A 12,255-nucleotide genomic window follows, 5' to 3' on the forward strand; every position below is an offset into this window, starting at 1 on the left:
CGCGCGCATACCCCGAAAGCCACTCCGGCTCAGGGGTTTTTCCATGCGAGGCGGATTGCGAGAGTCGCCTCACCACATCACACTCAATGGGAGAGAAGATGGCACAGGCCCCGGCCCCCAAGCCGTCCGCGATCAGCGCGACAGCTACCCAGGCACGACCAGCCACCACGACGCAGGCGCGTGGCGGCGGCGAGGAGATGAGCGGCGCGCAGTCGCTCATTCGCTCGCTTGAGCGCGCGGGTGCTACCGACATCTTTGGACTCCCGGGCGGCGCAATCCTCCCGGCCTACGATCCGCTGATGGACTCCACCATCCTGCGTCACGTGCTGGTGCGCCACGAGCAGGGTGCCGGTCACGCCGCACAAGGCTACGCCCACGCCACCGGCCGTCCCGGTGTCTGCATCGCAACGTCGGGACCGGGGGCCACCAACCTGGTGACGCCAATCGCCGATGCCAACATGGACTCGATCCCGCTGGTCGCCATCACCGGCCAGGTGGCAGCCGGCAGCATCGGCACCGACGCCTTCCAGGAGGCGGACATCGTGGGCATCACGCAGCCCATCACCAAGCACAACATGCTGGTGACGGACCCGGCCGACATCCCGCGTGCGATCGCCGAGGCTTTCTACATTGCCACCAACGGCCGCCCGGGTCCCGTGCTCGTGGACGTCACGAAGTCGGCTATGCAGTCACAGACCGTGTTCAACTGGCCGGACAAGATTGAGCTTCCCGGCTTCAACTCCGGCGCCAAGCCCCACTCGAAGACAGTGCAGGAGGCCGCGCGCCTGCTCGCGACCTCTCGCAAGCCCGTGCTGTACGTCGGTGGCGGCGTGATCCGCTCCGGTGCATCGGAGGGCCTGCTCAAGCTCGCCAACCTGTCAGGCGCGGCCGTCGTGACGACGCTGATGGCCCGCGGTGCGCTGCCCGACAGCCACCCGCAGAACCTGGGAATGCCGGGCATGCACGGCACCGTGCCCGCCGTCGCCGCCCTGCAGAACGCCGACCTGGTGGTCTCGCTGGGAGCGCGCTTCGACGACCGCGTGACCGGAAATCTGGACTCGTTCGCGCCGCTGGCGACCATCGTCCACGCAGACATCGACCCCGCGGAGATCGGCAAGAACCGCCACGCGGACGTGCCGATCGTGGGTGACCTCAAGGACGTGTTCGCCGACCTGGTGCCTGCCCTTGCCGAGGAGCACATCAAGCACGGCAAGCCGGACCTTGAGGGGTGGTGGAAGCAGCTCGACGAGTGGCGCACCACCTACTCGCTGGGCTACACGCCCACCGAGGACGGACTTGGTTCGCCGCAGCACGTGATCCAGCGCCTGGGCGAGATCTCCGGACCGGAGTCCATCTTTGTGGCCGGTGTGGGTCAGCACCAGATGTGGGCCAGCCAGTTCATCAAGTACGAGCGCCCCAACTCGTGGATCAACTCGGGCGGCCTAGGCACCATGGGATTCTCAGTTCCCGCAGCCATGGGCGCCAAGGTGGGCGCGCCAGATCGCACCGTCTGGTCCATCGACGGTGACGGCTGCTTCCAGATGACTAACCAGGAGCTCGTGACCTGCGCCCTGAACGAGATCCCGATCAAGGTCGCGATCATCAACAACTCGTCGCTGGGCATGGTGCGCCAGTGGCAGACCTTGTTCTACAACCAGCGCTACTCGAACACCGACCTCAACACCGGTCACGGCACCGCTCGCGTGCCCGACTTCGTGAAGCTGGCCGATGCCATGGGCTGCGTGGGCCTGCGTTGCGAGTCCGACGCGGACGTAGACGCCACCATCAAGCGCGCCATGGAGATCGACGACCAGCCTGTGGTCGTGGACTTCACCGTGTCGCGAGACGCGATGGTGTGGCCGATGGTTGCGTCGGGCACCAGCAACGATGAGATTCAGTACGCCAAGGGCATTGCCCCCAAGTGGGACCGTGAGGACTAGACCATGACGGACAAGCACACTCTCTCCGTACTCGTTGAGAACAAGCCCGGCGTGCTCGCGCGCGTCTCCGGCCTGTTTTCGCGACGTGCCTTCAACATTCATTCGCTGGCAGTGGGCCCCACCGAGCACCCCGAGATCTCACGCATCACCGTGGTCGTGGACGTGGATGAGCTTCCGCTCGAACAGGTCACCAAGCAGCTGAATAAGTTGATCCACGTGCTCAAGATCGTGGAGCTCGAGCGCGATAGGTCAGTTCAGCGCGAATTGCTGCTCGTGAAGCTTCGTGCGGATGCACGCCAGCGCACCGAGATCCTGCAGGTCGTGGAGCTATTCCGTGCCAAGGTCGTCGATGTCGCAACCGACTCCTTGGTCGTCGAGGCCGTCGGCACCCCTGAAAAACTTGAGGCGCTGCTTGCGGCCCTCGCGCCCCATGACATTCGCGAGATTGTTCAGTCGGGCACCGTCGCGATTGGCCGCGGCTCACGTTCCATCACGGAGCGCGCGCTCGACCGTAACCACGGACTTATTCACAACGCTAGCTAGCGCTACCGCTGAGGGGGCCACAGCATCGGCCGCCTGAAATCTTTACCGCATTTTCATCAGAATTCGTCAGATAAGACATAAGGAGAAAATCATGGCTGAACTGTTCTACGAAGAGGACGCAGACCTCTCGATCGTCCAGGGCAAGAAGGTTGCCATCGTCGGTTACGGCTCGCAGGGGCACGCGCACGCGCAGAACCTCCGCGACTCGGGCGTCGAGGTGCGCGTGGCGCTGCGCGACGGCTCGCGGTCCACCGCGAAGGCCGAGAACGACGGCTTCACCGTCCTCTCCGTCGCCGATGCCACGGCTTGGGCAGACCTCATCATGATCCTCGCGCCGGACCAGTTCCAGCGCACGATCTACAACGACGAGATCAAGCCCAACCTCGCCGAGGGCAAGATCCTTGCGTTCGCGCACGGCTTCAACATCCGCTTTGGCTACATCGAGGCTCCCGAGGGCATCGACATCATCCTGATCGCCCCCAAGGCTCCTGGCCACACCGTGCGCCGCGAGTTCGTCGCGGGCCGCGGCATCCCGGACATCATCGCCGTCGAGGCCGATGCTTCGGGCCAGGCCTGGGACATCGCGAAGTCGTACGCGAAGGCCATTGGTGGCACGCGCGCCGGCGTCATCAAGACCACGTTCACCGAAGAGACCGAGACTGACCTGTTCGGCGAGCAGGCCGTCCTGTGCGGTGGCACTTCGCAGCTCGTTCAGTACGGCTTCGAGGTCCTCACCGAGGCCGGTTACCAGCCGGAGATCGCCTACTTCGAGGTGCTTCACGAGCTCAAGCTCATCGTCGACCTCATGCACGAGGGTGGCATCACCAAGCAGCGCTGGTCGGTCTCCGACACCGCCGAGTACGGCGACTATGTCTCCGGCCCCCGCGTCATCACTCCCGAGGTGAAGGAAAACATGAAGGCTGTACTCGGCGACATCCAGAACGGCGCGTTCGCCAAGCGCTTCATCGACGACCAGGACAAGGGTGGCCCCGAGTTCCAGGAGCTGCGCAAGAAGGGCGAGACTCACTCGATCGAGGACACCGGCCGCGAGCTGCGCAAGCTGTTCGCATGGTCCGGCGTTGACGCAGCGGACGCCGACTACGTCGACGGCCAGACGGCTCGCTAGAAGGTATCTCTGTGACCAACTACCGCCTTGCAGTAATTGCTGGAGACGGCATCGGACCCGAGGTCGTAGCGGAGGGGCTCAAGTGCCTCTCCGCCGCGACCGAGGGCACCGAAATCTCGTTCGAGACGACCGACTTTGACCTGGGTGCCAAGCGTTGGCACGCGACGGGCGACACGCTCACGGACATCGACCTCGAGGCCATCCGTGGCCACGATGTGATTCTGCTGGGTGCGATCGGTGACCCGTCCGTGCCCTCCGGCACGCTCGAGCGTGGGGTACTGCTGCCGCTGCGCTTCGCCCTAGACCAGTACGTGAACCTGCGTCCCTCGCGCCTGTACCCGGGCGAAGTGTCACCACTGCGTGACGTCGATTCGGTGGACTTTGTGGTGGTGCGTGAAGGCACCGAGGGACCGTACGTGGGCAACGGCGGCGCGCTGCGCGTCGATACGCCTCACGAGATCGCGACCGAGGTTTCCATCAACACGCGTCACGGTGTGGAGCGCGTGGTTCGCTACGCGTTCGGCGTGGCTCAGGGGCGCGAGCGCAAGCAGCTGACCCTGGTTCACAAGCACAACGTGCTGGTGAACGCCGGCCACCTGTGGCGTCGCACCGTCGAGGCCGTCGCGTCAGAGTTCCCGGACGTGACCTGGGACTACCTGCACATTGACGCCGCGACCATCGTCATGACCACCAACCCGGCCAAGTTTGACGTCATTGTGACGGACAACCTGTTCGGCGACATCCTGACCGACCAGGCGGCAGCCATCTCTGGCGGCATCGGCCTGGCGGCGTCCGGAAACATCAACGCAGACAAGACAGCACCGTCGATGTTCGAGCCCGTTCACGGCTCGGCCCCCGACATCGCCGGTAAGGGCATCGCGGATCCGTCCGCGACGGTTCTGTCCGTGGCGATGCTGCTGGACTTCCTTGGCTACGCGGAGCTCGCTGCAAAGGTTGAGGGCGCTGTGGCGGCCGATGCTGCGGCGAAGGATGGTTCGGCACGTTCCACCAGCGAGGTCGGCGACGCCCTCGCAGCCCGCATTCGCGGTTAGTTTTTTTCATCGCCCTGGCGGTACATGAGTGCGGTTTTCGGACCGAATTCAGCACTCATGTACCGCCAGCGCGCAACATCTTTGAGAAAGGCCCGACATGAGCACCGAAACACCCGCTCTTGGATTTGGCGGCACGGCATCCGAAGGCCCCGTGCCCTCGGCATCGGCGCCCTCCGCAGTCGAGGCCTTTGAGGTACAGCTCAATCCCGCGCCGCAGTCCGTGGCGCAGCGCGAGGCCGCGCTTGCCGACTTGAATTTTGGCACGCAGTTCACGGACCACATGGCGCGCGCCCAGTGGCGGACCGGAACCGGCTGGCTCGACCGCCGTGTCGAGGCCTATGGCCCGCTGTCGCTGGATCCAGCAGCCGCGGTGCTGCACTACGGCCAGGAAATCTTTGAGGGCCTGAAGGCCTACCGCTGGGCCGATGGCTCGGTGTGGGTATTCCGCCCGGAAGCCAATGCTGCGCGCTTCAACAAGTCTGCACAGCGCTTGGCGCTCCCGCAGTTGCACGTCGACGACTTCATTGGGTCCATCGAGGCCCTGGTGCGCACAGACCTGGACTGGGTGCCGGACTCCGAGGAGTCCTCGCTCTACCTGCGCCCGTTCATGTTCGCGTCCGAGGCATTCCTCGGCGTGCGCCCCGCCAACCAGGTCGACTACTTGTTGATTGCGTCTCCCGTGGGCCCGTACTTCACCGGTGGTGTGAAGCCCGTGTCGATCTGGGTCGCACAGGGCTACCACCGCGCGGGCCCTGGCGGCACCGGCGACGCCAAGTGCGGCGGCAACTATGCTGCCTCGCTGTTGCCGCAGATGCAGGCGGCGGAGAACGGCTGCCAGCAGGTGCTGTTCCTCGACGCCAAGGAAGATCGTTACCTGGACGAGCTGGGCGGCATGAATGTGTTCGTGGTGCGCCGCGATGGCACCGTAGAAACCCCACGCCTGACCGGCACCATTCTTGAGGGCATCACCAGGTCCTCCGTCATCACGCAGCTCGAAGACTCGGGTCGCAAGGTGCTGGAGAAGGACATCACGCTCGACGAGGTGCGTTCCGGAATCGAATCCGGCGACGTGGTCGAGGTCTTCGCGTGCGGTACCGCCGCCGTGGTCACGCCCGTGGGCCGCCTCGCGTCGCCCGACTTTGACGTGACCATCAACGATGGAGAGGCCGGCGACGTCACGATGGCGATCCGCGCCGCGCTCACCGACATTCAGTACGGCCGCGCCGCGGACACGTACGGCTGGATGCGCCGCGTCGCGTGACTCAAAGTCCAGAGACGTCATTCTGGGTGCGACTTGATGCGGATGTGCAGCCCAAGTGAACATCGCATCCTTCTTTTCTGATCTCTGGGCGGACGTGACGACTCAGGTGGTGGCGGTGCCGGTGACAGCGCTGTGGCCGCTCGCCGCGGTGGTGGTCTGCCTGGTCGTTCCGCTGTTGTGGCATGTAACGCGCCATGTGGTGACCATCGCGCACGAGGCTGGCCACGCGCTCGTCGCGGCATTGCTGGGGCGTGAGGTGCGCGGTATTCGGCTTCACGGGGACACGTCGGGGCTGACCACGCATGCGGGCTCTTCCAAGAGGGTCCCCTTGGCTCTGGTGGCGTTCGCCGGGTACCCGGCGCCGGCCGTGCTCGGGCTAGGTGCGGCCGCGTTGCTCGGCGCCGGATACGCCTACGCGTTGTTGTGGATCGTGGTCGTCGTGCTCGTTCTGGTGCTCGTACAGATCCGCAACGTCTATGGATACCTCGTCATGGTCCTGGCCGTCGGAGGGTTTGGTTGGCTGGCGTGGTCCGCGCCCGACGCGTGGCGGGTGGGAGTTGCCTACGGTGTGGCGTGGCTTTTGCTGCTCGGCGCGGTGCGAGCGGTGGTCGAGTTGAGTAGGTCGCGGCGAACCCCCGCAGGCAGGGGATCGGATGCTGATGCGCTCGCCCGAGTGACCCGGGTGGCCGGAGCTGTTTGGGTGGGGGTGTTTTGGCTCGTGACCGTGGCGTGTGCCGGGGCAGGAGCATGGCTGATGCTCGGCCAGGTGTTCGGCACTTAGGAGACCGAGAGTTTCGCCCCAGTGTAATTCGGGACGTAGGTCCCCCTACTAACCTACGGTGCCGTAGGTTAGACTGTGGCATGGCCCAATTAGAGATGTCGTCGCCTGGACTAGCTCAACTAGACGACCACCTGCACCTGACCGCGATGCTCGACGAGCGCGCGGCGAGCAACCCCGAGCATGCGTTTGCCGAGGTCAAGGGCGCTAGTGACGACTGGACGTCGGTCTCGCTGGCTGAATTCCGCGCCCAGGTTCGCGCCGTTGCCAAGGGGCTCGTCGCATCGGGCATGAACGTAGGCGACCGCGTCGGCGTGGTAGGGGATACCCGCATCGAGTGGTCGGTCGTGGACTTCGCGATCTTCGCAGCCGGTGGCGTGAGCGTGCCGATCTATCCGTCGTCGTCTGCGTCTCAGGTCGCATGGATTGTGGAGGATGCCGGGGTCAAAATTGCTGTCGCCGAGTCCGCCGAGCAGAGGGACACGTTCGCGGGGCTCGCGACTGCGCCCACGACGTTCGCGCTTGATGAATCCGGCATGGTCGAGCTGAGCGCGCTTGGCGCGAACGTGACGGACGAGGACCTGGATGCGCGCACAGAAAACGCGGTGCTCGACGACCTGGCGACCATTATTTACACCTCCGGCACGACCGGCCGGCCCAAGGGCGCGATGTTGACGCACCGCAACCTGGTGGAGCACGCGGCGAATGTGGAACTCGACCCTGGCTTCGGTGCGTTCGTGAAGGGCGATACTCGTGTGCTGCTGTTCCTGCCGCTCGCGCACGTGTTCGCCCGGTTTGCGATGATCCTGGCACTGAGCGCTGGCTCCGTTATTGGCTACTCGCCGTCGCACAAGACCCTTGCCGCAGATATGGCCTCATTCCGTCCCACGTGGATGCCGCTCGTGCCGCGTGTGCTCGAGACGATTCTGAACCGTGCTGACACGTCGATGACTGGCGTGAAGAAGAGGCTGTTCCGCTGGGCGTCCGAAGTCGCTCGCGAGGCTTCCCGGGCTATGGAGACCGGGGGGGCCAGTACGTCACTGAAGATCCGCTACACGCTGGCCGACAAACTAGTGCTCGGCAAGATCCGTCACCTCCTGGGAGGTCAGCTCGGTTACGTGCTGTCGGGTGGCGCTCGCATGCTGCCCGATGTGGGCGACTTTTTCCGTGGAATTGGTGTCACCGTGATGCAGGGTTACGGACTGACCGAAACCTCTGCGGCCGCTACTGGTACGCAGGTCAAGGACAGCATCATGGGCACCGTCGGTCAGCCGATTGCGGGCTGCTCGGTGAAGGTCAGCGAGGACGGGGAGATCCACCTCAAGGGTGTGAACCTGTTCGCGGGCTATTGGAATGCGCCCGATGCGACGGCTTCCGTCATGTCCGATGGCTGGTTTGCGACGGGTGACCTGGGGGTCATCGAGGACGGCTCGCTGAGGATTGTGGGACGCAAGAAAGAAATCCTGGTGCTATCGTCCGGCAAAAACGTGCAGCCCGCGGTGCTCGAGGACTTCATGCGCGCGCATCCTGCGATTCAGGATGCCGTCGTGGTGGGCGAGGGGCGGAACTTCGTCTCCGCACTTGTCGCGCTCGACGAGGCGCTGCTCTCCGCTTGGCTGCGCGCCGAGGATCTGCCTGAAATGAACGTCGAGGAAGCGTCGATGAACGAGCGAGTGCGCGAGCTCGTCGGCAAAGTGATTGCTGCGGCCAATGAGCAGGTCTCGAAGGCCGAGAGCATCAAGGAGTACCGGATTGTGCCCCGTGGCTTCTCCGAGGCCCGTGAGGAGTTGACGGCGTCGCTGAAGGTGCGCCGCAAGGTAGTACTCGCGCACTTCGGTGATGTTGTTGAGGCGATCTACGCGAAGGCGAAGCCGGCGCCGCAGGAGTAGTCAGCCCGTTAACTGATCGCGGACTTCTTGAACTCTCCCCAACGTCTTGCCAGTCGTTCTTCAGAAGGATGAAGCGATGGGATGGAAGGGACCGTGATTCTCGTCTTGTGTATTCGTTTCAGGGCGTGCTCAAAAACAAGGCCGCCTTCTTGGTTCAAGATTGAAGGTTCCGCATGTATTGCACCGCTGGGTGAGATGCCAATGATGTTTGAGTCATACGCATAATGATGAATTTTGCACAGTGCTAGTCCATTTTGAATTACGGGCAAACCGTCAATCGAAGAATCCGCGTCTATATGAGCGGCATCGATAAGAGTCTCGACAGGAAGCGCACATACCGCGCACTTCGAAGCGTAGGCATCGATGACGGCGCGGCGGAAGAGTCTCTGGTGTTTCCTAACTTTGACTTCGCGTGTCGCCCAAGACCGTAGGGACTTGGCTACGGCGTTCTCGCCTCCAGTCCAATCAATTCTCTCAAGGTCCTTTCGAGCCAGCAGAACAGTGCGCTCAATGGGGTTGTTTTGAACGATTCGAACTGGGTACTCAGGCTGGTAGCGACCTCCTGCAGTTTCCCGAAAGTAGACAATGTCTACCTCAAGATCAGCAGCGCGCTGCAGTTTGCGATTGTCGCCCTCAGTTCCTCCGGCTCGATAGTGGTACTCCCAGAGGCCGTCTCCCAACTGCTTGTCTGGATAGGGGCCATTGAGTACGGAAGTTACTGACAGCGTTGCCAAGAGCCATTTTGGATTCCAGATTCCTTTTTGCAGGTCCACGAGATGTGGGGTGGAGACGGGAAGATCGAGTTTCCTTAGATCTGCTCGCTCTGGAAACTCGTTCAAATTGTCGAGAATCACATCGAGCGCCCCGAGAGCGAGTGTGCGAAGACGTCGATCCTCAAGTTTGTCCATTTGAGCAGCTTGGCAGTTAAGTTCCCTATGGACAAGAGCTGGCGCGTTTCGACCGCGTAGCACCGGCGCAGATAGGCTGGCCAGATGGACAGCATCACGCCAGCCAACCAGTTCGAGGTCCGCCTCAACCCCTCCGCAGCATCGGACGACGAGCGCGTCGCCGCCATGGCCGCGCCCGCGTTTGGCGAAGTCTTCACCGACCACATGGCCCGTGCCACGTGGACCCAATCCGAAGGCTGGGGCGACCGCCGCATCGAACCCCTGAGCGACCTGGCCCTTCACCCGGGCGCCACGATCCTGCATTACGGCCAGCAGGCGTTCGAGGGTCTCAAGGCGTACGTTCACGAGGATCGATCCGTGTGGCTGTTCCGCCCTGAAGCGAACGCCGCCCGCTTGGCAGCATCGGCCGCCCGTATGGCCCTGCCCGCTGTGAGCGAGGAGGATTTCCTCGCGGCGATTGAGGCCCTGGTCGCGACCGACCGCGCGTGGGTGCCCAGCGCCGCGGAATCCAGCCTCTACTTGCGTCCTTTGTTGATCGGAACCGAGCCCACGCTGAGCGTGCGCGGCTCGCAGCAGGTCGAGTTCCTCGTCATGGCGTGCCCCGTGGGCGCGTACTTCCCCAACGGCGTGAAGCCGGTCTCCATCTGGGTCGCACAGGGGTTTCACCGGGCAGGGCCCGGCGGTACGGGCACGGCGAAGAGTGCCGGCAACTACGCCGCGAGCCTCCTGCCTCAGCAGCAGGCGCAGGACAACAACTGCCAGCAGGTGTTGTTCCTAGACGCGCGCGAGGACAGGTACATCGAGGAGCTCGGCGGGATGAACGTGTTCATCGTGCACCGCGATGGCTCAGTGCTCACCCCGCGCCTCACCGGCACCATCCTGGAGGGCGTGACGCGGTCCTCGGTCATCACACTGCTGAAGGAGTCCGGCCGCGAAGTCTCCGAGCGCGACGTCACACTTGAGGAGCTGCGCGCGGGCATCGACTCCGGCGACATCTCGGAGGTCTTCGCCTGCGGTACGGCCGCCGTGGTCACGCCGCTGGGTAGCCTCAAGTCGCCAGATTTCAATGTCGTGGTGGGCGATGGCTCCGCCGGCGACGTCACGATGGGGGTACGCGAGGCGCTCACCGATATCTACTACGGCCGCGCCGAGGACACGCACGGCTGGATGCGCCGCATCGGTTGATTGGTGCTGCGCGTTGGCTAGCGACCGACGTCGTACGCGAGCGTGACGTGCCCGCTCGGCTGGGGTTCGGCCGAGACAAGGGCGAGTTTTGCTTGGTGCGCTAGCGTGTCCGCGAACCCGAGCCCCGAGCCGATCAGCACCGGCACGATGCGCAGGCGCAGGTGATCGACCACGCCGGCCTCGAGGAGCGCTTGAGACAGTTCCAGGCTGCCCCACACGATCACGTCGCGCTTATAGGCGGACGTGAGGCGCTGCGCGACCTCGACGGGGTTGCCGCCCTCTACGGTCGCGGGCGCCAGATCTCCCCAGGGTGCCGATTCCGAGGAGTTGGAGAATACGTGCTTGGGGAGGCGATTGATCGGCTCCGCGACGGCCTCGCTGGATGACTGCGGGGTGGGCCAATAGGAGGAGAACATTCTGTACGTGTTGGCGCCCAGCAGGATCGCGCCGACGCCCTTGAGCATCTCGAGTTGTCCCGCATCATCGGTTTCCGCTCCGGCGGCCCGCTCCACGAAGCCTAAGCCGCCGTCGGGTTCCGCCGCGAAGCCGTCCACGCTGATGATCTGCTCGACGATGAGTCGTCCCATGTGTGGACGCTAGCCCCACCGCCGATGCCTCGCAACCGCTCGCATGTCGGCATCAGTGGATACGCTCGAATCATGTTCACAACGCACACCACCGAAGGTCCAGATGGGCGCACACTTCAGTATTACGTTGCCAAAAACGACAGGGCGGACGGTGCTGTGGCGGGCTCGGCGATCCCGCTGATCTGGTTCCACGGGTCGCCCAACGTCGGCGAACCGCCCGTGCCGCTGTACGACGCGGCGGCTGGTCACGGCATCGGCTGGGTGGGGTATGACCGGCCCGGATACGGCGGATCTACCGAGAATGCGGGGCGCGATATTGCGTCCGCGGCCAAGGACGTCGAGGCCGTAGCCGATGCGCTGGGTTTGGGGCGCTTTGCCGTCATGGGTCACTCGGGCGGGGGAGCGCACGCGCTGGCTTGCGCAGCGCTAATGCCGGATCGTGTGGGGGCTGCAGTGTCGATCTCAGGTTTGGCGCCGTTCCCCGACCAGGGCGAGGAGTTGACCGCCGGAATCAGTTGGTTCGACGGTCTCTACGCGGGCAGCGTGACGGAAATGAGATCGGCGCTCGCCGGGCGCGAGGAACTCACCCGGGTCCTCGAGGCCGGCGAATATGACCCCGAAATGTTCACACCCGAGGACCACGCGGCACTCAACGGCACGTGGAATTGGTTCAATCACATAGTGAAACTTGGCTCCGCGCGTGGCGTGGGCGGCTTTGTGGACGACGACCTCGCCGCCGTCAGTGACTGGGGTTTTGACGTGGAAGACATTCGCGTGCCGACGCTGATCATGCACGGCACCGCGGACCGAGTAGTGCCCGTATCCCACGGCCGATGGCTCGGTCGCCACATTCCGGCGGCTCAGTTGCGCTTGCGCGACGGGGCGGGGCACCTTTCCATCATGGAGGGCGCGGCCGATGCGCTGAGTTGGGTCGCGCAGACGATGGCGGCGGGGGAGCGGTAGTCAGGCGTAGAACCCCGCCACAG

The 12,255-nt window shown here is 64.2% G+C and carries 11 protein-coding genes; 9 read left to right on the forward strand and 2 right to left on the reverse strand.

The genetic code is table 11. From position 1 onward, the window contains the following. Window positions 1-98 precede the first annotated feature (98 nt). The 7 genes from AOP73_RS08585 to AOP73_RS08615 all read left to right on the forward strand — a co-directional run bounded on the left by AOP73_RS08585 (window position 99) and on the right by AOP73_RS08615 (window position 8,589). On the forward strand, window positions 99-1,940 hold the full coding sequence (locus AOP73_RS08585) for an acetolactate synthase large subunit (protein ID WP_061965652.1): 1,842 nt from the start codon (window positions 99-101) through the stop codon (window positions 1,938-1,940). 3 nt (window positions 1,941-1,943) lie between these two features. Beyond that, window positions 1,944-2,483, forward strand: coding sequence for an acetolactate synthase small subunit (gene ilvN / locus AOP73_RS08590; protein ID WP_061965035.1), 540 nt, complete (start codon window positions 1,944-1,946; stop codon window positions 2,481-2,483). A 70-nt stretch (window positions 2,484-2,553) separates the two neighbouring features. Further along, on the forward strand, window positions 2,554-3,609 hold the full coding sequence (gene ilvC, locus AOP73_RS08595; RefSeq protein WP_369345527.1) for a ketol-acid reductoisomerase: 1,056 nt from the start codon (window positions 2,554-2,556) through the stop codon (window positions 3,607-3,609). Between the two features lie 11 nt (window positions 3,610-3,620). Next, window positions 3,621-4,661 carry a 3-isopropylmalate dehydrogenase gene (locus tag AOP73_RS08600; RefSeq protein ID WP_061965039.1) on the forward strand — a complete coding sequence of 347 codons (1,041 nt, stop codon included), beginning with the start codon at window positions 3,621-3,623 and terminating at the stop codon, window positions 4,659-4,661. Between the two features lie 97 nt (window positions 4,662-4,758). Continuing rightward, window positions 4,759-5,922 (forward strand): branched-chain amino acid aminotransferase, encoded by a 1,164-nt coding sequence (locus tag AOP73_RS08605; RefSeq protein WP_084626750.1) that lies wholly within the window; start codon window positions 4,759-4,761, stop codon window positions 5,920-5,922. Window positions 5,923-5,977: 55 nt separating this feature from the next. Continuing rightward, the gene (locus AOP73_RS08610) at window positions 5,978-6,703 is read left to right on the forward strand and encodes a M50 family metallopeptidase (RefSeq protein ID WP_236683564.1); all 726 of its coding nucleotides are present in this window, start codon (window positions 5,978-5,980) and stop codon (window positions 6,701-6,703) included. A gap of 80 nt (window positions 6,704-6,783) precedes the next feature. Continuing rightward, the gene (locus AOP73_RS08615) at window positions 6,784-8,589 is read left to right on the forward strand and encodes an AMP-dependent synthetase/ligase (RefSeq protein WP_160295460.1); all 1,806 of its coding nucleotides are present in this window, start codon (window positions 6,784-6,786) and stop codon (window positions 8,587-8,589) included. A gap of 8 nt (window positions 8,590-8,597) precedes the next feature. On the opposite strand, the gene AOP73_RS11910 is transcribed toward AOP73_RS08615, so the two are convergent. Beyond that, window positions 8,598-9,497: an HNH endonuclease gene (locus AOP73_RS11910; protein WP_152650615.1), complete on the reverse strand. Its 900-nt coding sequence runs from the start codon at window positions 9,495-9,497 to the stop codon at window positions 8,598-8,600. Between the two features lie 84 nt (window positions 9,498-9,581). On the opposite strand from AOP73_RS11910, the gene AOP73_RS08620 reads away from it, so the two are divergent. After that, window positions 9,582-10,682 carry a branched-chain amino acid aminotransferase gene (locus AOP73_RS08620; RefSeq protein WP_061965043.1) on the forward strand — a complete coding sequence of 367 codons (1,101 nt, stop codon included), beginning with the start codon at window positions 9,582-9,584 and terminating at the stop codon, window positions 10,680-10,682. A 17-nt stretch (window positions 10,683-10,699) separates the two neighbouring features. Here the strand turns inward: AOP73_RS08620 and AOP73_RS08625 are convergent, their stop codons facing one another. Beyond that, the gene (locus tag AOP73_RS08625; RefSeq protein WP_061965045.1) at window positions 10,700-11,269 is read right to left on the reverse strand and encodes a dihydrofolate reductase family protein; all 570 of its coding nucleotides are present in this window, start codon (window positions 11,267-11,269) and stop codon (window positions 10,700-10,702) included. A 72-nt stretch (window positions 11,270-11,341) separates the two neighbouring features. Here AOP73_RS08625 and AOP73_RS08630 point away from each other — a divergent pair, with 72 nt between their 5' ends. Next, window positions 11,342-12,232, forward strand: coding sequence for an alpha/beta fold hydrolase (locus AOP73_RS08630; RefSeq protein WP_061965658.1), 891 nt, complete (start codon window positions 11,342-11,344; stop codon window positions 12,230-12,232). Window positions 12,233-12,255: the final 23 nt, after the last annotated feature.

Origin of the sequence: Demequina aurantiaca (assembly GCF_000975135.1) — a bacterium.
GTDB classification, from domain to species: Bacteria; Actinomycetota; Actinomycetes; order Actinomycetales; family Demequinaceae; genus Demequina; species Demequina aurantiaca.

Bases quoted from the DNA above. Each gene is read 5' to 3' on its own strand.
- AOP73_RS08615 (WP_160295460.1), top strand. From the start codon at position 6,784: ATGGCCCAATTAGAGATGTCGTCGCCTGGACTAGCTCAACTAGACGAC.
- AOP73_RS08585 (WP_061965652.1), top strand. From the start codon at position 99: ATGGCACAGGCCCCGGCCCCCAAGCCGTCCGCGATCAGCGCGACAGCT.
- AOP73_RS11910 (WP_152650615.1), bottom strand. From the start codon at position 9,497: ATGGACAAACTTGAGGATCGACGTCTTCGCACACTCGCTCTCGGGGCG.
- AOP73_RS08625 (WP_061965045.1), bottom strand. From the start codon at position 11,269: ATGGGACGACTCATCGTCGAGCAGATCATCAGCGTGGACGGCTTCGCG.
- AOP73_RS08605 (WP_084626750.1), top strand. From the start codon at position 4,759: ATGAGCACCGAAACACCCGCTCTTGGATTTGGCGGCACGGCATCCGAA.
- ilvN (WP_061965035.1), top strand. From the start codon at position 1,944: ATGACGGACAAGCACACTCTCTCCGTACTCGTTGAGAACAAGCCCGGC.
- AOP73_RS08630 (WP_061965658.1), top strand. From the start codon at position 11,342: ATGTTCACAACGCACACCACCGAAGGTCCAGATGGGCGCACACTTCAG.
- AOP73_RS08620 (WP_061965043.1), top strand. From the start codon at position 9,582: ATGGACAGCATCACGCCAGCCAACCAGTTCGAGGTCCGCCTCAACCCC.